At 63.9% G+C, this 25,481-nt stretch carries 13 protein-coding genes and 2 pseudogenes; 10 read left to right on the top strand and 5 right to left on the bottom strand.

Annotated elements, in window-relative coordinates; translation table 11 throughout:
* Window positions 1-291: 291 nt before the first annotated feature.
* Both HNP02_RS37290 and HNP02_RS37285 read right to left on the bottom strand, forming a co-directional pair.
* The gene (locus HNP02_RS37290; protein ID WP_184445681.1) at window positions 292-468 is read right to left on the bottom strand and encodes an SDR family NAD(P)-dependent oxidoreductase; all 177 of its coding nucleotides are present in this window, start codon (window positions 466-468) and stop codon (window positions 292-294) included.
* Window positions 469-835: 367 nt separating this feature from the next.
* Complete coding sequence (locus tag HNP02_RS37285; protein ID WP_184445680.1) at window positions 836-1,378, bottom strand: PaaI family thioesterase; 543 nt, start codon at window positions 1,376-1,378, stop codon at window positions 836-838.
* 337 nt (window positions 1,379-1,715) lie between these two features.
* On the opposite strand from HNP02_RS37285, the gene HNP02_RS37280 reads away from it, so the two are divergent.
* From HNP02_RS37280 to HNP02_RS42340, 6 genes and pseudogenes are all read left to right on the top strand, one after another.
* On the top strand, window positions 1,716-2,408 hold the full coding sequence (locus HNP02_RS37280) for an SDR family NAD(P)-dependent oxidoreductase (protein WP_221318443.1): 693 nt from the start codon (window positions 1,716-1,718) through the stop codon (window positions 2,406-2,408).
* Between the two features lie 26 nt (window positions 2,409-2,434).
* Complete coding sequence (locus HNP02_RS37275) at window positions 2,435-2,881, top strand: alpha/beta fold hydrolase (protein WP_184445678.1); 447 nt, start codon at window positions 2,435-2,437, stop codon at window positions 2,879-2,881.
* A complete protein-coding gene (locus tag HNP02_RS37270; RefSeq protein ID WP_184445677.1) occupies window positions 2,874-3,872 on the top strand; it encodes an LLM class flavin-dependent oxidoreductase in 999 nt (332 codons plus the stop codon). Before HNP02_RS37275 ends, HNP02_RS37270 begins: the two co-directional genes overlap by 8 nt.
* Before the next feature lie 137 nt (window positions 3,873-4,009).
* A pseudogene (locus tag HNP02_RS43350) lies at window positions 4,010-4,102 on the top strand (TetR family transcriptional regulator); the annotation flags it as partial.
* Window positions 4,103-4,332: 230 nt separating this feature from the next.
* Complete coding sequence (locus HNP02_RS43345) at window positions 4,333-4,533, top strand: hypothetical protein (protein ID WP_255507428.1); 201 nt, start codon at window positions 4,333-4,335, stop codon at window positions 4,531-4,533.
* A 229-nt stretch (window positions 4,534-4,762) separates the two neighbouring features.
* Complete coding sequence (locus tag HNP02_RS42340) at window positions 4,763-4,963, top strand: hypothetical protein (protein WP_221318442.1); 201 nt, start codon at window positions 4,763-4,765, stop codon at window positions 4,961-4,963.
* Window positions 4,964-5,948: 985 nt separating this feature from the next.
* Here the strand turns inward: HNP02_RS42340 and HNP02_RS44215 are convergent.
* The 3 genes and pseudogenes from HNP02_RS44215 to HNP02_RS44210 all read right to left on the bottom strand — a co-directional run.
* Window positions 5,949-6,212 carry a TetR/AcrR family transcriptional regulator gene (locus HNP02_RS44215; protein ID WP_184445675.1) on the bottom strand — a complete coding sequence of 88 codons (264 nt, stop codon included), beginning with the start codon at window positions 6,210-6,212 and terminating at the stop codon, window positions 5,949-5,951.
* 394 nt (window positions 6,213-6,606) lie between these two features.
* Window positions 6,607-6,891, bottom strand: coding sequence for a zf-HC2 domain-containing protein (locus HNP02_RS37250; protein WP_184445674.1), 285 nt, complete (start codon window positions 6,889-6,891; stop codon window positions 6,607-6,609).
* Window positions 6,892-6,931: 40 nt separating this feature from the next.
* Window positions 6,932-7,073: pseudogene (locus HNP02_RS44210) on the bottom strand (sigma factor-like helix-turn-helix DNA-binding protein); the annotation flags it as partial.
* 784 nt (window positions 7,074-7,857) lie between these two features.
* Between HNP02_RS44210 and HNP02_RS37245 the strand changes: the two are divergent.
* The 4 genes from HNP02_RS37245 to HNP02_RS37230 all read left to right on the top strand — a co-directional run bounded on the left by HNP02_RS37245 (window position 7,858) and on the right by HNP02_RS37230 (window position 24,965).
* On the top strand, window positions 7,858-8,322 hold the full coding sequence (locus HNP02_RS37245) for an alpha/beta hydrolase (protein ID WP_255507415.1): 465 nt from the start codon (window positions 7,858-7,860) through the stop codon (window positions 8,320-8,322).
* A gap of 928 nt (window positions 8,323-9,250) precedes the next feature.
* Window positions 9,251-22,420, top strand: a complete 13,170-nt coding sequence (locus tag HNP02_RS37240) for a non-ribosomal peptide synthetase/type I polyketide synthase (protein ID WP_309241831.1) — start codon at window positions 9,251-9,253, stop codon at window positions 22,418-22,420.
* The gene (locus tag HNP02_RS37235) at window positions 22,417-23,577 is read left to right on the top strand and encodes an FAD-dependent monooxygenase (protein WP_184445672.1); all 1,161 of its coding nucleotides are present in this window, start codon (window positions 22,417-22,419) and stop codon (window positions 23,575-23,577) included. The genes HNP02_RS37240 and HNP02_RS37235 overlap by 4 nt, the downstream gene beginning before the upstream one ends.
* Window positions 23,574-24,965 carry a wax ester/triacylglycerol synthase domain-containing protein gene (locus HNP02_RS37230; protein ID WP_184445671.1) on the top strand — a complete coding sequence of 464 codons (1,392 nt, stop codon included), beginning with the start codon at window positions 23,574-23,576 and terminating at the stop codon, window positions 24,963-24,965. The genes HNP02_RS37235 and HNP02_RS37230 overlap by 4 nt, the downstream gene beginning before the upstream one ends.
* The last annotated feature ends 516 nt before the right edge of the window (window positions 24,966-25,481 follow it).

Below are 25,481 nucleotides of genomic sequence, written 5' to 3'. Positions count from 1 at the left end.
CGCCACCACAGCACCTACGACGAACACACCGCCTGGGCACACCGCCAACCCGCCAAAGCCGCTTGACACCTTACGAACCTGGGATGTCTAACCGCCGCTCACCTGCCCGCCCACGACCCGAAAGTCCCAGTGGAACAACCCGACACCAGAGGTCGGGCACTCACCCACGCCCAACACCAGTCCTATGGTGGACAACCGAACTCACCCCGACATCAGCAGCGAATCGGTGCATTCAGGCTAAGCCCCCGGCGTGATGGATCGCAGCTTCTATCGTCGGCCCGGCCTGCTCGCTCATGAGATCGAGCACAAAAGGGGAGCGACCAGGCCGGCGGCGGTCGAAGCCAGTTCGCCGAGCGGGCCGGCGCGCCGTGCCAGTGCGACGACGCGGTCGCCGGCCGATGCGACACGCTCAGCGAGCAGTCGGCCGAATCCCGACGATGCGCCGGTGATGAGCCACGTTTTGGACATCGCGGATGTCGCTTTCTGTTGTGTTGGGGCTTCGCTCGTGTGGCGCAATATGGTTTGGGGGACGGACGCCAGCTCCGATAACTACGACGTCTGGCTCGGCATGCGAAACCAGAACCGCCCCATACGGTTTCCTTGCCACGTTCGCCACGCTAGGGTCCGCGCGGGGAGCCGACCAGGTCCCATTGCCAATGGTCTCCATCGAGCACATCGATACCGATGCCCCGTAGACGCGGCTCTCCACGCCGGCTTAAGCTCGATGCCGCTAGCCATCGACCTGATCGGTGAAGACCATCTGGAACTGAATCTGGCTGGGGTCCCTCAGGTCCACCGCATATTCGCAGTTCTGCCAAACAATCCGGGTGGGTGCTCAACCGGTGGACGTGGCATCGGATATGAACAGGCTGCTCGACGCGGTAGCCGCCACCACGCCGCTATTGGTGGCCACGCTGGCCTCGGTGAACGCCACGCGCGGTCCGGGGCTGACAACGACGCCGGTGGCCAGCAGCGGATCGCCCTGCGGGTAGACCGATTTGAGGAAGCTGACTTTGATCTCCATGGATGCTATGGCGACGCCGGCGGGCTGCATGCTCAGCAGCGCGGATGAGGCTGCGGAGTCGAGCAGTGTGCCGAGGATGCCACCGTGAATCGTCCCGATCGCGTTGATCATCGATTCGTCGGGTGTGCAGCCGAAGGTGACCCGGCCCCACGCTACGTCGATTAGTTCGATCTGCAGTAACGCCAAGCTAGGTGGGGGTGCCAGTCGCTTGTCGAGGATCGCTCGCAGGTAGTCGATGCCCGGCATCGAGCCACCGACGGTGACGGTCCGATGCGGGTCGTACCATTCGACCGTCCGCCGGCGCGGCGGCCCCCAGCTCGTCGGTCCGGCTCCCACCAGATGGCCATTGCCCATTGTTGTTCCCTTCACCACCGCTGGTCGACGTTCCATGGCATTGACGACTCCCGCTCTTGGGTCCTCGGACTCAAATCCTGGACCAGGCAGGAAGGTCCACAACCCGCTGGGCTCGCACAAGGCCATGTGCCCTCGCAAAACCAAACGCATGTGCCCGACCGCGTTGTACGGATTGTGACGGAAATGGCGAGGGCGGCCACTGGTGATCGTCATCACCACTCGCCTCTGCGTTGGGTCGGTGGGCGGATGAATCAGCGCTCACAGTCGTTAAGAATGTTGGGGTGTGCAGGGCGGCAGGAACCGCTTGCCGTGAATTGCGCAACGGAAGGAGCACGTAGTGACACGCGTGGCGCTTGTGACGGGCGCGAACGGGGGCATCGGTTCTGCGATCTGCGACCGGCTACGAGCTGACGGTTTGACGGTGCGCACAATGGACGCATATGGGTCGGCCGACGTGGTTGTCGATCTAACTGCGGACCCGATTCCGCAATCGGCGATCGCCGACGTCGACATCTGTGTGTCTGTGGCGGGCATCGTCGACACGTTCGCACCCGCTCACTCGATGTCGCAGGAGCAATGGTCCCGCGATGTGAACGTCAACCTCTCCGGAGCTTTTCGAGTGATTCAAGCGTGCCTGACGGGCATGCGGGAGAGGCGATTTGGTCGCATCGTGGCGATATCAAGCATGGCGGCCCAGATGGGGTCGGCAGGCAAGGTCGCCTACGCCGCGTCAAAGGCGGGCCTGCACGGGATGATGCGGACCATCGCCATTGAGAACGGCTCCTGCGGAATCACCGCGAACTGCGTCCTACCCGGCATGATCGCTACCCCAAAGGTGCTGATGTTGCCGGATGGCGATCAGGAGCGCATCCGGGCAGCGCTGCCCAGCGGCCGGTTCGGGCGGCCCGGGGAGGTGGCCGACCTGGTCGCATTCCTTACCCGCGACGATGCTGGATACATCACCGCCCAGGAGATCGGTATCGATGGTGGCTTGGGCCTCAACACACTATACGTGGGTCCGACTCGCTGACGGCGATGTGCAGGACGAGTTCTGACTTGGCCGTGCAAAAGCTGCAGTTCAGCAAAATGATTCGGGTGATTTTGGCGGCCGGGGGAGTACCTCGGTCGATGCGCGGCCGCATTGTCGGCGAATTCTTCGCGCCGCAGACACAACGCAATAACCCGACGCGGTCAAAACAGCTGCTCGACGCGGTCAACCGATGCGAGCCGCGCGCTGGTGCACACGCGGTGACGTCGGTGGTCACTAACCGCCGCGACCGACATGAGCTGTTCAGCCATATCTGCGCACCAACCTTGGTCGTGTCGGGTCGCCACGACCGCGTATTTCCGCCCGCTGACAGCCAGCGGATGACCGCGGCAATTCCGGGCGCCCATCTTGTGGTGATCGACGACGCCGCAGCCCTCCTAGCCGCTGAAGTGCTGGATACGATCAGCACGCTGATCGAGCAGCACATCAGTTCTGCAGAGGCACACCATGGTTGAGATCTCGTGCGCGTTCGCCACCACAAACGAGTCGCCTCAGCACATCCGCGTCGCCGAGCAGCTCGGATATTCGCGGGCGTGGCTGTATGACACGCCGCAGCAGAGCCCCGACGTGTGGATGATGCTCGCGCTGGCCGCACAACAGACATCACGGATCGGATTGGGCCCGGGCGTGCTGATCCCGAGCTTGCGCCATCCGATGGTCAATGCCACCCAGACCCTCACACTGCAGTCAATGGCACCCGACCGGCTCGCGGTGGCCTTCGGCACCGGCTTCACTGGCCGGGTGGCGATGGGATACCGCCCGCTGACTTGGCGCTACGTCGGCGAATACGTGCGCGCCTATCGCGGCCTGCTCGCGGGGGATACCGTCGAGTGGGAAGGCGCAAGGATGCGGATGCTGACCACGCAGGATGGTCAGCCACCATCGACGACTCTGCCCCCGATCCTACTGGGTGCGATGGGACCGCGCGGCGCACAGACCGCCGAATCACTTGGTGTGGACGGAATTATGGCCTTCGGATATCCCACCGCCGCGATGAAGGATTATCGATGGTCGGCGCTCCTGATTGCCGGCACGATCCTGGACGACGGCGAAGAAATCAGCAGCGCACGGGTGCGCGAGGCCGCGGGCGCGGCGTGGGCGATCAACTACCATTACCCCTATGCCTTGGGCGGTGCCCAGGTCATCGAGACCCTGCCCGGCGGCCGCGCATTCCTCGACGTGGTGGAGCAGACTCCGGAACCCGACCGGCATCTTGCAGTCAATCAGGGACACCTGACTTCGCTGAACGCGGCCGACCTAGCCGCATGGGACGCAGGTGGGTACGCGCTGGTCGAACACCTTCCGGTCACCGGCCCCGCAGACAAGCTTGCAGGCACCATCGGCGAATACGCCCGACTGGGCGTTACCGAGGTCGTTTACCAACCCGCCGGCGACGACATCCCGCGCGAACTGGAGCGGTTCATCAGTGCCCTCGGCGGTACATGATGACTCGCTGGGAGGATGATGTAGGTCACATCAACACCGCAAGGAGTCGCGTGAATTCATCGACGTCCCGGCCCCGCACACGGTAGCGTCTCGCACCGCAGGACCGGCGAAAGCAGCTCGTCCGGATAGGGTTGAGCATGCTGGTCGACCGCCCCATCCAGGAACTGTCGGTCGACGCGGTGACCGTCGAGGCAGGCATCTCGCGCGGCCTGCTGTTTCACTACTTTCCCACCAAAACGGCCCACTACAGCGAGGTCGTCGCCGGGGCAGGCCGCCGCGTGCTACGAAACGTCACACCTGATGCGGGGCTTCCGCCGACCGAGGCGGTCACTCAGGTGGTGTACCGCTACATCGCCCAGATCGACCGCAGGCGCAAAGCATACGTAGCGCTGATATTCGGTCGGATCGCCGAGATCGGCGACGCCAAAACGACACCGGTTTCCCTGCGCACGTTGATCGCATGCTGGTCGACTCGGTCGACCTTGACGAGCGTGCTCTTCCTGTCGTGCACGCCTGGATCGCCTACGTCGAAGACCGCGCCTTGCAGTGGCCTGCCAAGAGTTCCGCGCGACGGGAAATATCGATGGAGGTCGTCGTCGACGACTGCGTGTCGGCACTTCCCTTGTTGCTCGGCAGAGATCCTGACACGACCCTGCGCTGATCGTCCAGCGGCGGTCCGCTGCAGAAAATGGATGTCCCGCACCAGGACCCGTCTGATCATCTGTGGTTGTTTCCGCGTAAGGCACTACCTAACTGAGCCGCCCGCATACAAAGTTGTCGGAGCGCCGTCGCCCAGCGACATCGTCACGTGAGAATTGCGGGTAACGACTGTGCATCCTGGGTTACGCGGGACTGGTAGTGGTGCGGTCTGGTTCACCGACGCTATGTACGTGACGATTACAACAGCAGCTTGTGTATCGCGACGCGAGATTCGCGGGGTAAAGACAGTGTCGACGTTTGTCCTCGTCGATGGCGCCTTTCTTGACGGCAGTGCGTGGACACAAGTCATCAATCGGCTACAACAGCACCGCCACGTCGCGCCGTTCGAGCTATGGCGCGAAAGGTTTATCAACGATGGCGATCTGGAATAGGCGCGCTCTTCCTACGACCACTTGTCACCCGAGCCGTTAGCGCCGCTAAAGGAGCGCCAAGACCTCACTAAGTTCCACACGCTCGACATTCCACGCAGCTACCTATTGGGCATCGAGGACATCGCGTTGCCGCCGGGGCAGTGGAGCTGGCATCCGAGGATGAGTGAGCGCTTGGGCCTATGCAGCCTTTTCAGATCCCCGACGGGCATGAGCTGATGTTCTCCAATCCGAATGGGTTGGCCGACAAGCTCATCGAAGCCGGCCGAGACTGACCTCCTGGACTGGTGGCAACAGTTGCACTGCCACCAGCGCTGAGTCACGCCTGGTACTCACGACGTCGCGCTCAGGCATGAACGGGACCAGCGGAATGCGGATCGCCAGCGTCAACTGCCGACGGCGCTTATGGCGCGTTGATCGACTGTGATGAAAGTGCTTGGGGCGCGGGCATCATCGGGCGATGTCAAGCGATCATTGACCCTCGGCCGTCGAGAATCTTGTCGATCGCGTGCTGGTGCGGTGGTCTGCCCGCACCAGCACGCTGACGACTCCAAATGCCGACAGTCATTGCGTTGAAGGCTTTTCTATGGAGGATGAACGTTGTCATGAGCGGATGGCTGTGCACTCTCGGCGGACCGTTGGGATTGTGTCGAGAGGTGCGCGGTGAACCACGTTGTGGCTGGCGCCAACGTCTCGCGCTGATGAAGTGACCAGAAGGCAGGACCACGTCGATGAACGACCGCACCGATGATCGCACCTATGCCAGCCAAATGGCTGCGACAGGAGAGGATTCGTGGAGATGCTTCGAACGAGATGTGATGCCCTTCGCGAGTTATCTTCGTCGCGCTGCGCTGGGTTACACGAGAAACCAACCAGACGCCGAGGAACCGGGGCTTGCGCCCGCGCTACGTCAGCACTCAAGGCAGGCATCACGCATCCGGCTGCCGGGTCCGCGGTGTGACCAGTGCTGATGTATTCGTCGAGATAGCTAAATAGGCATGCTCGCACTACGGCGGGCGTCGCGGACTCGGTATCGGAGACGAACGGCTCGCCGAAGGTAGGCGTCGATGACGGCCTCAAGGATCGCCTCCTTGGTCGGAAAATTTGAGTAGAACGCTCCTGAAGTCACTCCCGCAGAGGAAGCGAGGCCGTCCACGCCAATCCCGTTGAACCCAGACGTTTTCAACGCACGCGCACCGGCCTGGATCAACGCCTTCCGGGCTTTGGCCTTCTGGTCGGGTGGGTGCCTCATCATCCCAGTCCTCGCTCGCGTGCTTGATTCCCAGCTTAGCAGGCGATAGCGCTCGTTATATAGTGATCACATCCGATGCCAAGGTGGCAGCATCGTGATGTACAGGAGCGGATGGCGTACTGCTGTCTGGTATTTGGGCGCAGACTCCTTGCGAGGTGCTTCGTTATCGTGTCGCTGTGGCCGTATCCGACCATCAGCGTTATGTAATTCCCATACATGCGTTCGAGAAAGAGCGATACGGAGGGCCGAAGTCGCTGGTGGTCACAACGAGATGCTTTGGAGGCTGAGCAACCGTCCCGTGCAGGTAGACAAGACCCGCTGTATTCATAGCTTCGTGGTGAGATGATTTGTTGCGTCTGCGTCGGTACTACTGAGAAGTGCGCGGAATGCGCCTTCAGCTCTGATTTGCAGGCCCGACTTCCGGACGCAGCGGCGGCACCAGCTGTTGATCCGCACCTAGCGCGACGATGTCGTCGCGATCTAGTAGCCGCAGCAGCGCCGGCATGCCGCTGAGCTCGCTCACGGCTCCGCGACACGATGCGCAACCCTGCAGGTGCGCCTCATACTGACGACGCTCCGCGCTCGACAACGATCCGAATATGTAGGCGCCGTCCCAGAGTGCGTACGGGTCGCGGTGTACGGGCGCACAGCTGGAGGGCCGCTCCTCGAAACGGGTCATCTTCTCACTCCCTCGAAACACCTCATCACGTCACTTTCATCTACTCAAACGCAAGTCTTAGCGTCTGCATTGCGTAGCGGAGCCGACACTTCGCGGTGCCCTTCGGCGATGCCCAGGTGTGTGGCGATCTGCGCGGTCATCCACCCGTGGTAGTACGAACACCCCGGCATGGCCCGGTGATGATTGGGCATCGGAGCGAGTTGGCGCGCCCTGTGACGACGTCCTTAGTTGTTCCAGCTCAGTCCAGCGGGTGGGCGATTGCAGCACCACAGCACAGCCATCTCGTCGACCACGGTCCTGGGGCACGCGCTACGAGATCACGTGGCGCAGGCGTGCCAGCCAGCTATCGAGGTGACGAATGATATTTTCGTAGAATAGATTTCGATGGTAGAAGTCGTCATCGAAGAACACAGCGTGAGCCGGCCCTCGAAGACGAGCTCCATTTGGAAACCAACGACACGGTATATTCCGACGGGCTCATCGAAGCGCAAGTCGACCTCGAGGTCACCTGAATGCGATCTGCGTTGAGGACTTGGCTCGTTTGTAGAGATTCGGGAGTGATCAGATCTTGGCTCATCTTGTCGCTTTGTTTCCATATACTCGCCACGGCTCACTCATCGCACGAAAGGGTGAAAGTCATTCCATAGCAGCAGAAGACGGCAACCGTAGTGCATTGTCTCCTAGTCCGCCCTGTGGGTCATTGCGGCAGGAGATGTAGCCGATGGAATCAACGACATACGACTTGGTGTCAGGTGCTTGGCATGGTGGCTGGGCGTGGCGACCGGTCGCCGCGCGGCTGCGGGCATCCGGACATCGAGCGATAGCGTTGACGCTGCCCGGTCTGGCTGACTGAGATGATCCGTCGGGACATCGCCTTCAGGACGCCATCGAGTACGTCGCGGCGGCACTGGAGCGCCAGGATGCCGACAGGGTGATCTGGTCGGTCGCAGCTGGGGTGGTTATCCAATGGCCGGGGCCATACACCGGCTGCCGCACCGAGTGCACAAGGGCATCTTCCACAACGCGCTCATCCCAGTACCGGGGCGATCCGTGGTGGATGACACGCCGCCACAGAACGCGCGGATCCTCAGGGACCTGGCCGACGCGTCAACGAATCGGACGATTGCGCTCAGCCTGGAGTTCGTCCAACAACTATTCCTGCAGGACGTTGCCGTGGATGCCCAGCGCTTGCTGTCCGAGCTGCTCACACCGCAGCCCACGGGCTACTTCTTCGATGCCTTCGAAGGGCCGGACGTGGCCACACTCGGGATCCCCTTCACATACATCCTCAGCGAACACGACCAGGCGATGCACCGGCCCGGAACCCAGTTCGCTTCGTGGCTAGGCGTCGAGCCGGTCATGGTGCCCGGAACGCACGAGACCTTGTTGACTCATCCCGACGCCGTGGCGCAGGCGATCCTGGCGGCGTGACGTCAGTCCCGCAAGCATCCGCCTCACCCAGTTGACACACGGCCAGGATGGCCTCTCACCTCTCGGGACGCCGGCACATTGGGGCGCACGATTTAGTCGCCTGCAAGAACATTCCCGCGGTTACCCCGGTCATCACCGTTAGCTGGCCGTGGAACGCTGAGTCGGCGCAGTCCGCGACTACGATGAGATCGCGATCAGACACCGCCCACGCGACCACAAACGAAAGCCGTCCCATGGCATGACGTTGCTTGGTGTGCAGCAAGCTGTCAGTCTCCTCATGTGATGCCGTCTCTGACCGGCAACCGCGAAATGCGACTGAAAGCGGCTCCTTGCCAGAAGATCTCGGCAAACAGCGGTTCCCGGTCGTGGGCCAACTCGCAAAAAGGGCAGACGATGGCACGGTTCGCCGGGCTGTAACAGCCGGAGTCCCCGACGCGGCTGTCGTCGCTGACGTGCCGTCCAGATTCGTTCGGAGAGCGTGTGGCTCTCGTCCGTGGGAATGAGGAGCGCAAGCCGTCCCTTCGCCGGCGCAGTGTACCTGCGTTGGACGCGATACCTCATAATTGCGTCGAAAGGTTGCAGCCCACGTTAATCCCCAGTGGCGCAATATCGTTCAGGTGTGAGGTTGGTCCTGAGTGTGCTTCGGCGCACGGTAATTCGCCATGAGCGGCACCGCCTGTGTGATATCCAGCACAACCGGCGCCATAGACAGCCCAGAGCGAAGAATTATTGCCGCACAGGCATTTACATCTGTATGCCCATACTCGCTCCTGTGGTGATCGCCGACTTGGACGCCGCCCAGCAGTGCGGAGCTATCGAGATTGCTGCCGATACACGCCGAGATGTCGCTGATTGTCCCTGACCGCCACCCGCTTACCTCACAAATGTTCGCCAATAGCGTTACGCCTCTGGGAGAGAAGACTTGTCCATGAATGCGCCAATGCGTCCAAGTACGGCTGGATCTGCTACTGCCAGCGAGCCGATTGCGATCGTGGGCATCGGCTGCCGCTTTCCTGGCGGCGTTGTCTCCCCGGAGGATCTGTGGTTGGTGGTGCGTGACGGGAAAGACGCGATCTCGGACTTTCCCACCGACCGGGGCTGGAGGCTCGACACCCTGTTCGGCTCCGACCCCGACGCACCAGGAGCCACCTACGTGCGGGCGGGAGGGTTCATCGACGAGGTCGCCGGATTTGACGCCCCGTTCTTCGGGATCGGGCCACGCGAGGCCCACGCCATGGACCCGCAGCAACGACTGTTGCTCGAGACCGCCTGGGAGGCGTTGGAACGGGCCGGCATCGACCCAACGGAGCTGGGGGGCAGTGACACCGGCGTGTTCGTTGGTGCCGGCGCTCAGGAGTACGGCCCACGCATCTACGAGGACCGCGAAGGCAACGCCGGTCATTTGACGACCGGCACCACGTCCGGCGTGGCTTCCGGCCGGATCGCCTATGCTCTTGGCCTCCACGGACCCGCCGTGACGATTGACACCTCCTGTTCCGCGGCCCTGGTCGCCGTGCATCACGCGACCCGGTCGCTTCGGTCTGGCGAATGCGAACTAGCGTTGGCCGGTGGCGCAACAGTCGTCTGCTCGCCGAGCATCTATGTCGGTTTCGCTCGCCTGGGCGCGCTAGCAGAAGACGGTCGATGCAAACCATTCGCCGCTTCGGCCAACGGTTTCGGCGTCGCCGAGGGCGTCGGAATGCTGGTGTTGACAACTCTGTCCCACGCCCGCGCGCTGCAGCTTCCGGTTCTTGCGCTGGTCCGCGGGACCGCGGTGGGACAGGACGGCGCGTCCAACGGGCTATCAGCGCCCAGCGGCGGAGCGCAAGAACGGGTGATTACTTCAGCGTTGGCCGACGCCGGATTACGTCCGGAGGACATCGATGTCGTGGAGGCTCATGGCACCGGCACCAAGGTTGGTGATCCGATCGAGGTGCGAGCGCTGCAGGCGACCTATGGCGCGGCACACGACTCCGCCCAGCCGCTGCTCATCGGCTCGGTCAAGTCGAATATCGGGCATTCGCAGCAGGCGGCTGGTCTAGCCGGAATAATCAAGACCGTCGAGTCGATGCGCCACGGCGTCGTGCCGGCCACCCTGCATCTGGATAGCCCCACCCCGCAGGTCGACTGGTCGGCGGGCACAATCGAGGTCGTCGGCATGGCTCGGTCGTGGCCGGCGACCGATCGGCCACGCCGGGCCGGCGTCTCGTCGTTCGGTGTCAGCGGCACCAATGCCCACGTCATCCTCGAGCAAGCACCTCCAGCCACCGCCGACGAGGTACCTGATGCCACTCCGCAGGTCGTGCCGTGGACACTGTCGGCCACCACTCCTGTCGCGCTTGCCGAGCAAGCATCGCGGTTACGTGAATTCGTCGAAAGCCGAGGCGATCTCGATCCGGCCGACATCGCGCATTCGCTGACCCGCCGCGCGTCCTTCGAACACCGCGCCGTGGTGATCGCCGAAAGTCGCAAGGAGCTGCTCGGTGGTCTTGCGGCGATCGAAGCAGGCACTCCGGCGATCAACGTCGTCACCGGCAGGGCGAGCGGAATCGCCAAGACAGTATTCGTCTTTCCGGGGCAGGGTTCGCAGTGGTGGGGAATGGCGGCCGAGCTGATGACATCGTCATCCGTGTTTGCCGAACACATGCAAGCCTGCGACGCTGTGTTTGCCGAATTCGTCGACTGGTCGCTGCTCGACGTCGTGCTCGGCGTCGCCGACAACCGCGCACTGGAGCGGGTCGACATCGTGCAGCCTGTGCTGTTCGCGGTGATGGTGTCGCTGGCGGCCCAGTGGCGCGCGCTCGGTGTGCATCCCGACGCAGTGATCGGGCATTCGCAAGGCGAGATCGCCGCAGCCTATGTCGCGGGCGCGATCACGCTCGCCGATGCAGCTCGAGTGGTTGCTCTGCGCAGCAAAGCCATCCGCGCGATCGCGGGCAGCGGGGCCATGCTGTCGATCGCCTCGTCCGTCGACGCCGTCACCCGGCTCATCGAGCCGTGGGGCGACCGAATCGCGGTAGCCGCCGAGAACGGTCCGTCTTCCACCGTGATATCCGGATCGGCCGACGCGCTCACCGAAGTCATGGCCATGTGTGAACGTGATGAACTGCGGGCAAACTGGATTCCGGTCGACTACGCGTCGCACTCGTCACATGTCGACGGTTTGCGGGCAGAGTTGCATGACGCATTGGCAGGGGTGCACTCGCGCTCGGTCGACGTCGAGTTCATCTCTACGGTGACCGGCAAGCCTATAGACACCGAACAACTCACTGGTGACTACTGGTTCACCAACCTTCGTCAGACAGTTCGGTTCACGGACGCGGTCCGCACCGCCCACCGGCTCGGCTACCGCGCGTTCGTCGAGTGCAGCGCCCATCCAGTGCTCACCGCGGGGATCGCAGATTCCCTTGACGACCTCGGCGACGACCACAGGGTCGTGGGCACACTGAGGCGTGACGAAGGTGGACTGGCTCGGGTGCTCCTGTCGGCGGCCGAGGCATACGTCGGTGGCATTTCAGCCGACATGGCGAGCACTTTCGATTCCGGCGCGAGCCGACACGTAGATCTGCCCACCTACCCCTTCCAACGTAAGCGCTACTGGCTCACTGCCGCCGAAAGCTCGGTAGAAGCGCGTAGCCTCGGCGTCGCACGCGCCCAGCACCCGTTTCTCGGCACGATGGTGTCACACGCCGATTCCGACGAGGTCATCTTCACAGGGCGACTGTCGTTGGACTCCGAACCGTGGCTGGCAGACCACGGGGTGCACGACACGGTGGTCGTTCCTGGAGCGGCGTTGGTCGACATGGCCCTGCACGTCGGAGACGAGACCGGGTGCCCACACGTCGAGGAGCTGGTGCTGCAGGCTCCGATGGTCCTGGATGCGCGACGTGCGCTGCTTGTCCAGGTGATCGTCGGGCCGCCTCGCGAAAACGGTGAGCGGCAGGTGCGGTTCTATTCGCGCACTGACCGTGACGGTGCGGACCTGAGCTGGGCCCGCCACGCGGAAGGTGTTCTGAGGCCTCACGACTCCCACGCCTCCGCTACGACCGAATCGGATTTCGTCCAGTGGCCACCAGCGGGCAGTCTGCCGATGAGCGTGTCGGAGACCTACGAGAAGCTCGCCGCGCGCGGATACGGGTACGGCTCCGCGTTTCGCGGTCTGCGTGGGGTATGGCGCCGAGGCACCGAGGTGTTCGTCGAAGCCGCGCTGCCGGAGCAGGTCAGTGGTGATGCACGGCGATTCGGTCTACATCCGGTGCTGCTGGACGCAATTCTGCAGGTCGTCGACCCCAGCGGGATTCTGGCCGAAACCGAATTGACCAGGCTGCCGTTCGATTGGCAGGGAGTATCGCTGCACGCGACGGGCGCCCGCACCGTGCGCGGCCGGATCACTCCGGTCAACGCCGACACAGTGGAGGTCCGGATCGGCGACAGCTCAGGCGCTTTGGTCTGCGCAATCGGTGGGATCACGCTGCGTGGCGTAGCCGCTGGACAGCTTGCTGTGACCGCCACCGTCGACGACGCCCTTTACGACCTTGATTGGGCGCCGGTGTCGGCCGCCGCTGGCTCGCTGCCTCGCGCGAATCTCACCGTCCTGCCGTGCCCGCCAACAGACACGTCCAAGGACGACGTTCCCGCGGCCGCGCGCCGTGGCCTGGCCAGGGTTCTCGAGTTCGTACAGGAGTGGTTGTCCGACGCAAAGCGGCCCGAAGACGCGCAGCTGTTGGTGCTCACCCGCGGCGCCGTCGCGGTTGATGCCGCCGACCGGGTGACAGACCTCGGTCAGGCTGCGATCTGGGGTCTGTTGCGCACCGCACAGACGGAGAACCCGGGCGCGATCATTCTTGCCGACGTCGACGATATCGACGAAGCCGTCGAAGCAGGCGCGATCGAGTTTCCCAGCAACGAACCGCAACTGGCGAGGCGGGCGGGGACGTGGCGGGCACCGCAGATAGCCCGGATACCGGCCGAAGAGATGTCCTGCGCCAAACCAGGAGGCTCGGACAACTGGCGGCTGACCACGCTCGGCGACGGTACCCTCGAGCGGCGCAACTTCGTATTGCGTCCTGTTCCAGAGACGGCAGGCGGATTGGCGGCCGGCGAGATCCGGATCGGCGTGCGCTGTGTCGGCGTGAACTTCCGGGACACCATGATCGCCCTCGGCATGTACCCCGATCCCGATGCGGTGATTGGCTGCGAAGGCGCGGGCGTGGTTCTCGATGTTGCCGACGACGTGGTCAGATTCGCGCCCGGCGATCGGGTGTTCGGAATGTTCACTGGCGCAGGACCCGTTGTGTGTGCAGACCACCGGACCATCGCGCGGATTCCGGAGGGCTGGTCGTTCGCCCAGGCCGCCACCGTACCAGCGGTTTTTCTCACCGCTTACTACGCGTTGGCAGATCTCGCGTCGTTGAGATCGGGCGAACGCCTGCTGGTGCATTCCGCCACGGGCGGCGTCGGGATGGCTGCAGTGCAACTTGCCCGGCATTGGGGCGTGAACGTGTACGCGACAGCGAGCCCGGCAAAGTGGGACACGTTGCAGGACATGGGCTTCGACGATGATCACATAGCAAACTCCCGCACCACCGACTTCGAATCCCAGTTCATCGAGGCGACCGGCGGGGCGGGAATGGACGTGGTGCTCGACGCTCTTGCCGGCGAGTTCGTCGACGCGTCGCTGCGGCTGCTACCGCGCGGCGGCAGGTTCATCGAAATGGGCAAAACCGATGTGCGTGATGTCACCGAGGTCGCGGCAAGTCATCCCGGCGTTTACTACCGCGCCTTCGACCTCTTCGAACCAGGGCCGGACCGGCTGGGCGTGATGCTTGCCGAATTGGTCACACTGTTCGAGTCCGGCAAGCTGCGCCCGCTTCCACTGCGGGCATGGGATATTCGTGACGCACGGGACGCGTATCGCTTCCTCGCCCAGGCGCGTCACACCGGCAAGCTCGCCCTCACTGTGCCCGGCGCTCTTAACGGCGACGGAACGGTATTCGTCACCGGCGGCACCGGTGTGCTCGGTCGGCTCGTCGCGCGCCATCTGGTCACTCAGCACGGTGTGCGTCATCTGCTCCTGGTGAGTAGGCAGGGTCAGTCGGTCGAGGGTGCCGCCGAGATCCAATCCGAGCTGGCCGCTCTCGGCGCCTCTGTGCGGATCGAGGCGTGTGACGCAGCGGACCGCGAGTCATTGGCCCAGGTGCTCGCCGGGATCCCCGCGGCCCATCCACTGACGGCTGTGGTTCATGCCGCCGGTGCCCTTGACGATTCCGTGTTCACCGCGCAGACGCCGGCACATTTGGAGACGGCACTACGCCCCAAGGTCGATGCCGCCTGGAATCTGCATGAGCTCACCCGCGACGCCGATTTGGCCGCGTTCGTTCTGTTCTCCTCCGCCGCAGGAGTTCTCGGATCGCCGGGGCAGGCCAACTACGCCGCCGCCAATGCATTCCTGGATGCACTTGCCCGCCATCGCGCGCAACTCGGGTTGCCCGCGGTGTCACTGGCGTGGGGATGGTGGGCCGAGGCCACCGGGATGACCGGCCACTTGGACAGCGCCGACAAGGCCAGGATGGGCCGCGTTGGCTTCACCCCGATGTCGACGGCCGACGGGCTGGAGCTATTCGATGCAGCTCTGCGCCAATCAAACTCGTTTGCCTTACCTGCCCAGCTTGACCTAGCCGGTATGCGCGGTCGCGCCCGATCGGCCGGACAGGCAGCGGTACCTGCGCTCTTCCGCCGCCTAGTTGGCCCGGCTCGTCGCCAGATGGACGACGCTGATTCTGCTACATCCGGGACGAGCCTCGCCGACCGGTTGGAGGCGATGAGCGCGGTTGAACGGGAGCGCGAGCTCCTCAATCTCATTCGGCGTCAGGCTGCAGCGGTGCTGGGCTACGACTCTGTCGACGCGGTCGGCGGCGACCAGGAGTTCAGGGCGCTCGGCTTCGACTCACTGGGTGCCGTGGAGTTCCGCAACCGTGTCAAAGCGGCGACGGGGGCGAAGCTTCCGACATCAGCGGTGTTCGACTACCCCACGCCAATCCAGTTGTGCCAGTTCTTGTCCCGGTTCTTCGAAACGGGGGCCGCCGATGAACCGGCATCCGGCTCCGGCTCGCAGATGTGGCCGCTGACCGGGTACCAACGCGACATCGTGGCCACCGGCATGCGTTATCCAGACCTTCCCCTTGTGCAGGTAGTTGGTCATGTGCGGCTGACGGGCACCGTCGATCTGGATTGGCTGCAGGAGTGTGTGCAGCGGGCACACATACGCAACGATGCGCTTCGGCTGCGCTTCGAGTTGGGTGACGACGGTCTGCGGCAGTGGCTGAGCACCCTCGTGCCGGAACTCGAGTGCGTCGATTTCACAGGTGAAGCAGTTCCGGAGGCCTCGTGCGCCCGCTGGATCGAGCAGGCAGCCGAGGCGGTGCTGCCGATGGACGGGCCGCTCACGCGCTTCGCGGTTCTTGTCGACCGGTCCGACTCGTTCGTGATCTACGGATGTTTCCATCACGCGGTGGGTGACGGGTGGGGCATGAGCCTGGCGATGAACGAGATTCTGGGGGAGTACTCCGCAGGTCGCGACCAGACCATCCGGCACCACGAAGCGCCGAGCTACCTTGACATCGTCCGCACTGAGCAGGATTACCGGGCTTCGGCCGAGTGGACCGACGATCGACGATTCTTCGTCGATGGGTTGAGCGACGTCGAACCCGCCCTGTTCGCCCGCGCGGCATCGGTGCGTGAACACCGCAGAAGCAAGCACGCGCTGCGGATCAGTCCAGAAGCGGCACAGCACATCCGTGGCACCGGAGTATCGATGTTTGCTTTCACCGCAGCCGTTCTCGGCGAATTCCTGCGCCGTCTGCACCGCGAAGGCGATATCGTGATCGGCGTTCCGTTCCTCAATCGGTTCTCCGAAGAAGAACTGGCCACCGTCGGCGACCTGGTCAACATGTTGCCGTTGCACCTACCCGCTGACCCGACAGCCTCTGTCATTGACCTCGCCACCCGTATCGGCGACCGGGTGTGGGATCTGCAGGGCCGCCAGAGGTTCGCTTACGGCGATATCGTCAACGCTCTGCAGGAGCAGACGGGCACGGCTCCCACGCTCTTCGATGTCACCTACTCGTACTCCACGATTCCCGCCACCGATGACAACGACTGGATGCGGCAAGAGATGACCGTGCTGGCAACGGGTTACTCTCTGGACGCCGTCAACATCGCCGTCCGCGACTATCAGGCCGACGGGTCGCTCGACGTAGAGGTGTTCTACGCGGACGATGCCTTCGTAGGCCCGTACCCGTTCACCGCAGCGGTGCGCCACCTGACGGCGTTGCTCGAGGCCGCGGTCAATAACCCCGACACACCGGTGGGCGACCTCGTGATGTCGTCCGACAACGAACGGGCCGAACTGGCCTCGTTTGAGGCCGGTCCCGTCATCGATGTCCCGACCGGGCTGGCTACCGATCAAGTCGGCTCCGTCGTCTCGACTGACCGGGCTGCGGTGTACGCCGACGACCGCACACTGAGCTACGACGAGTTCGACCGAGCAGCAAACGGTATGGCGCAGCGATTGCGCGACAATGGAATCGGACGGAGCGACAGCGTCGCGCTGATCCTGACCCGGTCGCTCGAAATGCTGGTGGCCATCCACGGCATCATGCGGGCGGGGGCCGCGTATGTGCCGATCGACCCGGAGTATCCAGAGCTGCGTATCCGCGCAATCCTGACCGAGTGCGGGGCCCGGGCCATCGTCGCTGCGCCCAAGTTGGGTTCTTTAGCAGCACAATTGGGGATTGACCTCGTTTCCGCCGACATGTCCGATGGCGCGCCCGTTCCGGCCGTCGCAACTCCGGACGACTTGGCGTACATCATCCACACGTCGGGTTCGACGGGTCGACCGAAGGGCGTGATGATCGAACATCGTTCGGTGGTCAACCGGCTGGCCTGGATGCAGCGCCAGTACCCGTTGCACGTCGACGATGTGATCCTGCAGAAGACGCCTACCGCATTCGACGTCTCTGTGTGGGAGTTGATGTGGTGGTGGATGGCAGGCGCGGGTGTTGCGATTGCGCCCGCCGGGGCGGAACGCGACCCGCGCAAGCTCATCGAGGTCATCGAGCGTCACCGCGTCTCAGTGATGCACTTCGTACCGTCGATGCTGGGGCCCTTCCTGGACCAGATCGAGGCCGAGGAGGACGCCGTCACGCGGATCTCCCCCCTGCGCTTGGTGTTCTGCAGCGGAGAGGCGTTGGCGCCTGCGCAGGTCGAGCGGTTCAATCGGCTGGCCGCTTCGTTGGCGCAGCCACCGCGGCTGATCAACCTCTACGGCCCGACCGAGGCGACTGTCGACGTCAGCTACTACGACTGCCCCACTGCGGGGTCCGTCGGCGCCGTGCCGATCGGCCGGCCGATAGACAACATCACGCTGCAGGTACTCGACGATCGCGGGAATCGGACCCCCGTCGGCATTGCCGGTGAGCTCAACATCGCCGGGGTGGGCGTGGCCCGCGGTTACCGCAACCGACCCGATGAGACTGCAGCGGCATTCGTCGACGACGAGTCAGTGCCGGGCGGACGTCGTTACCGCACAGGGGATCTAACCCGCTGGAGTCCCGACGGCACTCTGGAGTATCTCGGCCGGATCGACGATCAGGTAAAGATCCGGGGCAACCGGGTCACCCTCGCCGAGGTCAACGGGGCGATGTTGTCGTGCCCAGGGGTTCGTGCCGCCGTCGCGGTTGCCGACGCCAGCGAGACACACGGCACCCATCTCGTCGGCTACTACGCTGCCGATGAGCTCACCGTCGACGAACTCGCGACGCACGTCTCCCTGCGGCTGCCCGCCTACATGGTGCCGACCGCCTTCGTACGGCTGCCGGAACTGCCCGTGACCGCGAGCGGCAAAATCGACCGACGCGCATTGGGGACGCCCTCGGTAGAACGGACGGCGCAGGCCCCAAGTACCCAGGCCGAAGCCGTGCTCGCCGAGGTATTTGCAGAGGTTCTCGGCCTCGAGTCCGTCAGTGTTCACGAAAATTTCTTCCTCATCGGCGGCGATTCGATTCTTGCGCTGACGGCGCGTACGAATGCTGAGCGCCGCGGTGTGACTCTGGACATCGACGAGTTGTTCGCCAAGCCGACCATCGCCGAACTTGCCGGGTCGGTGGCCAGCTCAATGCCCACAGAATCGGCCGTGGTCGAGCCGTTCGGGCTAGTGCCGCTGATCGACCGTGCGGCACTGCAGCACGCCGAAGATGCATTCCCGGCGACCGCACTGCAACTCGGAATGCTCTTCCACAGCATGGAAAGAGTCAATTCGACGGCCTATCGTGACGTCTTCACCTACCGCTTGCAGATGCCCTGGCGGGAAGCGGAGTTCGTCGAGGCGTTCAACCGCTTGGTCGCGCGCCATCCCGCCCTGCGTTCATCGTTCGAACTGACCGGGCATTCGGTTCCGGTCCAGATCGTCCATCGCAGCGTGGCGTCTGCCTTCGACGTGGTGACTGGCGCGACGGACGCCGAGCAGAGCGCGTACTCGGCTGAGCGTGCCGTTCGGCCGTATGCTTTCGATGAGGTACCGCTCTACAGCATGCGGGCGTACGTGGCGGCCGATAACAGGGTCGACTTGGTGTTCGCCTTCCATCACGCAGTGCTTGATGGCTGGAGTGTCGCCAGCCTAATGCAGGAATTGTTGGCCGACTATCTCTCGCAGATGGGCGCCGGTATCGCACCGGTGGACGGAGAACCGCATTCCACACTGGCGCTGGCCGAATTCGCCCGACTCGAGCAGGCGGCCCGTGACAACCCCGAAGCGCGGCTGTTCTGGCAGCGCGCACTGGAGGGCTCTCACCCCACCACACTGGAGTCCCGCGCGGCGCACGAGCCCCAGGCGTGCACATCGAAATCCGATGTGACATACGTGATTCCGACGTGGCTACAAGAGTCGGCACAGCGACTTGCTGCCGACCGTGATGTGACATTGAAGATGGTGATGTTGGCCGCGCACTGCTTGGCGCTGCGAAGCGCGACTGGCGAAGATGACGTCACCACGGGCCTCATCACCCATGGCCGCCCAGGGGTGGCCCGCGCAGAACGAACGGCGGGGTTGTTTCTCAACACGATCCCCGTCCGCCTGCGCGAACGGCCGGCCAGCTGGATCGACACCGTCGAGCAGCTCACCAGGTTCGAACGATCCAGCCATCAATTCCGGCGGTACCCGTTGCAGGCCATCCAGTCTGACGCTGGCCGCGAGGTCGTGTCTGCGGTATTCAACTTCGTCAATTACCACCAGTTCCGCTCGCTCGTCACACGCTCGGACTTGTCGCTGGTCGGCTTCGAAGCACTCGAGCAGACGAACTTCGCTCTGCTGGTGACGGTCGGCTCAGACCCTCGCTCAGATCGGTTGGCACTGCGCGTCAGCGCAGACCCGGCCGCACTGACCGCCGGACAGATACGTGAGTACGCCGAGTCGTACCTGCGAATCCTCGCGACCATCGTCCGCGAGCCCGATGCGCCCGTCGATTTCAGCACGATCGCCTACGGCGATGTCGCGGAGCGGGTGTCGGCCCAAGCTGCGGCCACTCCTGGCGCGGTCGCACTGCTCGGAGACGGCGAAAGCTGGAGCTACGCCGAACTGACCGAAGGTGCCGATCGGATCGCCGCGGGCCTGCTCGCGGACGGCATGCCGGCCGGTGCCCGCGTGGGGGTGATGCTGGACCGCTCGCCTGAGCTCATCGCCACGGTTCTGGGCGTGCTCAAGGCGGGTGCGGCCGTGGTGCCGCTGGACCGCTCCTATCCGCAACAACGCATTGATGCGATGGTGGCCCGCGCGGAGCCGTTCCGCGTGCTGTCCGACCCGGCTGAGGTGCGTGTACTGATGGGGACACCCACCACAACACTGCCTGCGATCGATCCGGCCGACGCCGCCTACGTGCTCTTCACGTCCGGTTCGACCGGTGAGCCCAAGGGCGTCACGATGCCGCACCGATCGCTGGCCAACCTGGTCAGGTGGCAGAACCAAAAGAGCTCAGGAATGGTCGGAGGCGTCACGCTGCAGTACGCGCCGCTGTCGTTCGACGTGTCGTTCCAGGAGGTCTTCTCGACACTGTGCGGTGGTGGGACGCTACGACTGGTCGCGGAACCGAATCGTCGAGACCTGCCTGCTCTGGTGCGGCTGGTCGCCGAGGATGCGGTCGAACGAGTCTTTCTGCCGTTCGTAGCACTGCAGGCATTCGTCGAGGCCGCGCTCATCGCCGAACTGCCGATGCCTGCCCTGCGGGTCGTGGTGTCGTCGGGAGAGCAGTTGAGGATCACCCCTGAGATCCGAAAGTGGTGTTGCGCCAACCCGCAGCTGTTGTTGGAGAACCAATACGGCCCCACCGAGACTCACGTCGTGACCAGCTACACGCTGTTCGGGCCACCGCAGGACTATCCAACACTGCCACCGATCGGCCGGCCCATCGATGGCGTAACGGTGCAGCTGCTCGACCAAGACGGCCGTCCGGTCTCAGGGGGCGCCACGGGCGAGATCTGGCTCGGTGGAACATGTCTGGCACACGGCTACGAGCAACGTGCCGACCTGACCGCGGAGCGCTTCAGCACTGTGAACGGGATTCGGATGTACCGCACCGGCGACCTGGGCACACAGCTACCTAGCGGCGAGATCGTATATCTCGGTCGCACGGACCGTCAGGTGAAGGTGCGCGGCTTCCGGGTCGAGTGCGCCGAGGTGGAGAACGCCATTCTGGCGGTGGCAGACAATGTGCTCCGATCGGTCGCAGTGGTCGCACACCGGCTAGCGGAGATCGACAGTGTGCTCGTCTGCTACTTGGTTGGCGAAGAAGGCAAACTGTCGACGGACACTCTGCGGGCGCAGCTTCGCGAGGTGCTGCCTGCCCACATGGTTCCCCACCACTTCGTGTGGCTGTGGGAGATGCCACTGACCCCAAGCGGCAAGCGTGACGACCGGGCGCTGATGGAGCGTCCACTGCCGTTGGCGCCTACGCCGAGCACCGGGTGTTCGGCGGGCAGTCAGGGCGAACAGGCGATCGCGGAAATCATGGCCGAGTACGCGAAAAGTGATGCGGTCACGGCGGGCGCGGACTTCTTCGCCGCGGGCGGGACATCCATCGGTGCGTTGCGAGTCGTGATGGCGATCGAGCGCCGCTGGGGTGTTCAGGTGCCCCTGAGCACGTTCGTCGCCTCACCAGATGCGGCCGCACTGGCCGCGCTGGTGGGCAGCGGTGAGGTCCATGAGTTTGATCCGGTCGTGGTGTTGCGTGCCGACGGCGAGGATCCGCCACTGGTGTTGGTGCACCCGATCGGCGGAAATGTGTTGTGCTACCTCGATCTGGTCAAGCAGTTACAGCCCGGACGGCCGGTCTATGCACTCCAGGCGCCAGGCGCCGAGCCGGGTATTTCACCGCTTCGCACCGTCGACGAGCTCGCCGCGACGTACCTGGCGGCGATTCGACGGGTACATCCCGATGGTCCGTACGTGCTCGCCGGCTGGTCCTTCGGCGGATACGTCGCGGTGGAAATGGCTCGTCAACTCGACGAGGCGGATATCGCAGCGCTCGTCTTGCTGGACACCGTCACGATCGGTGACGGCCCCCGCAAGGCGGCCAGCGAGGAGGAACTCGTCACATGGTTCTTCATGGAACTTATGTGGGGCGTCCACGGAGAGCGAGTGACGGAGCTGACGCTGGTCGGTGAGGGACGAGATGATATGTTCAAAGCTGGTCTGAAACATGCAATTACGGCGGGAATCCTGCCGGCAGGCACATCGCCGCAAGCGATTCGCCGGCTCTACGACATGTTCTTTGCGCACTACGAGGCCACGCTGAATTACCACCATGACCCGCTCGACCGCGACGTAACTCTATTGCGATGCCGGGAAGAGTTGCCTCGGTCGTGGCGGGATGTCCATCTAGCCGTTGGTAGCAACTTCGACAGCAGCACAAACGGCTGGGAGAGAGTTGCGCCACGCAGCCTCATCGTTCTTGACATCGAGGGAAATCACATGACGATGATGGGGCAGCCACACGTTGTTGACGTGGCAGCCAAGCTCGCGTCAGCCATCAATGGGGTGCGGCGATGAGCCGGCCAAGCGTGTTGATCGTCGGGGCGGGAATCGGCGGATTGACCGCCGCAATAGCGTTGCGGGCGAGGGGAATACCGGTTGAGATCTGCGAGGCGGCGCCGGCTGCCCGCATGAGCGGTACAGGCCTGGGAATAGCCAACAACGCCACGCCGGTACTTCGTGCACTCGGCATCGACCTCGGTGACGGACGTTGTGGTCAGGTCACCGAGCGACTCGAAATGCGCACCGCAGCCGGAAAATTGCTGCGCGCGTTGCCAGTCCAGTCCGTCACTACCGACCTCGGCGACCCGATCGTCTGCATCGGTCGTGACGACCTGATGGCCATTCTGAAAGACGCCTGCGGGGACACACCCATTCACTACGGTACGGAGGCCGTCGGCGTGGACGCTGGAGGCGGGCGTCCCGCAATCCGCTGCGCGGACGGCCGAGTGCTATCGGCGGATGTATTGGTCGGCGCAGATGGAATCGGCTCGGCGGTGCGAGCAGCCATCGCCGGCCAGTCCGCGCCGATCGACGGTGGATATGTGTGCTGGCTGGCGACGGTCCCCTTCAGTCATCCCCAAATGGTAAGGGGATACACCGGGCAGTACTGGGGCCACGGCCAGCGGTTCGGGCTTTCCGACATCGGCGGAGGCACGGCCTACTGGTGGGGCACGAAGAACATGGCACCGCGCCAGGATCGCCGCGCCAAGGCTGCCAAGAGCGACATCGTCGAGGCTTACCACGGTTGGGCTCCCGAGGTCGTCGAGGTCATCAGCGCGACGCCCGAGGCAGCGATCGTCACCACCCGGCCACTGGACCGGCCGTTTCTATCGAAATGGGGACGAGGGGCAGTCACGTTGGTTGGAGACGCCGCTCACCCGATGCTCGACGCATTGGGACAGGGCGCAAGCTCGGCGATCGAAGACGGCTACGTGCTCGCCGGAGCCCTGGACAGAGGAAGCGATCCCGTTGCGGCACTCCGGGAGTACGAGGATCTCCGGCGAAAGCGAACGAGGATGCTGGTCCGGACCGCTCGCCGGCTGGCAACGCTCGAGCAGTCCGAGAATCGCGCAGTGCAACGCGCGCGCAACTACGTACTGACACACATGCCGAGCCGAATACTGACCATTCAGGCAAAAGCCCTGCGCTTCGATATGGAGGCGGTTGTATGACGACCAAAGCGAAAGGCATCCAGCGGATCAAGATGTCCATGCCGGACCGGATATTCCTGTCCTCCGATACCGAGGTCGTGCACACCCACATATCGGGTGTGCCCCTGTTACGGATATCGGGCAGCGCATCGGCATTCGTCGAGGATTTGATAGCGTGGGCGCACGCGACCACAACCGTCACCGCGCCGTTCAGCTACCGCGTGCCTGGCCGACGGCCGCGTGGACGATGGGAAGTCATCGACGTCAGCGCCGTCGATTTCTCGCAGCACGTGGTGCGCGCGACGCTGCCGTCGCCCGGCAGCATGCGCGACCTCGAATGCGCGGTCGCGCGTATCCACTCGCGGCCGCTGGACCGAACCAAGCCGTTGTGGGAATTCCACATCATCGACGGGCTGAGCGATGGCCGGATTGCGCTGTGCCTGAAGATCCATCATGCGCTGATGGATGCCGCGACCCTGGTCAAGTTCATGGCGCGTACGTTTTCGTCAGACCCCAATGACCTCGACGCGCAGCTGATCTGGTCCCAACCCCAGCGCTCATCGAGTGGCAAGCCGGGCCGTCGGCGGCTCGGCTTCGCGCGCACGTTGGGCGTGATGCGCGAACTGGCCTGGTCGGTGTGGAGAATCTTCGTCGAGGCGTGGCGGCGGACCGACCCGGCAATCGCCATTCCGCTCCGCTGCGCGTATTCGCGCCTACTGAACGGCCAACTGAGTGGTGACCGGGGCTGGGCGGCACTCGAGTTCGACAGCGCACGGCTGTGGGAGTTGGCGCGCCGTGCTGACGCAACACTCAATGAGCTCATCCTCGCGGCGCTCTCCACGGTGTTGCGCGAGTACCACAGCGAGAAGGGTGAACTGCTTCATCGCAGTCTGACTGCAGGCGTTCCGGTCTCCAACCGGGGACCAGATGTCGATCCTCGCCACGATGCGAGTGGACTGATCTTGGTGAACCTATTCACCGATCTAGCTGACCCAGCCGAACGGCTGGGTAACATCGTCCGCTCCAGCCGCCTGGCCAAAGAGCACCTCGCATCGCTGTCCCAGGAGGCCGCCGATGTGCACACATTGCTGGCAATGGCGCCGACGCTGTTGCAATCGGTGACCGGGTTGAGTGGGCGTGTGCGGCCGTCATTCAACGTCACGGTCTCGAATGTGGCCGGCCCAAGCTCGCCCCAATATCTGCTCGGGGGCGCGCTGGACGGGCTGTTCGCAGCGGCCCCTATCTTTCCCGGACAACTCCTCAACTTGACAGTGGTGTCGACGTGCGGACGCATCGGCGTAGCTTTCACAACCTGCGCAGAGGCGATTGGCGACACGAACCGGCTCACGGAATTGTTCGAGGACGCCATCGCTGAACTCGAATCCGTAATGCGGGTGACAGCGGCATAGCCGGCGCAAATCAACCTCTCGGCCTCCTCTCGCGCCCGCTGTTTTGCGGAGTAGCGGGCTACTGATGAACACGCCGGTGGTCAGAGCGAACGAGCATGCCGCGATGACCAGTTCACGGATCGTCGGCCCGGCGCCGTGGTGAGTCTGACCGAGGTTGAGCGGTATTAATTTCGCAACTGATGGGCTCAGTAACTTCGCGATCGCAGACAAGCTGGACGTGCACATTTCCAGTGCCCGTAAGTGGCAGAGGCGGTTCGGCGTGCAGCGCCTCGCCAGCTTGCTCTACGGGCCCCGGCCCAGCCGTGCGCGCACGGTAGCAGATGAACAACGGTCGAGGCGGTGCTCATTGCACGGCGTCCCGGACCTGACGGCGGTCGGATTGGCTCTGCAAAAGCGGGATTCGTGGAGGTGGCCCTCGAAGCGTTCTTAGTGGCGAAGATGCGTGGCATCGTCTGGTCGTACATGAAGCCCGAGCGCGCCCTAATGCCCTGAGCGGCGGTGAGAAGACTCGGATTC

This window comes from Mycobacterium sp. AZCC_0083 (assembly GCF_014202335.1).
GTDB lineage: Bacteria > Actinomycetota > Actinomycetes > Mycobacteriales > Mycobacteriaceae > Mycobacterium.
Note: the sequence above shows the minus strand (reverse complement) of the source record. Positions and strands in the feature narration are given on the sequence as shown.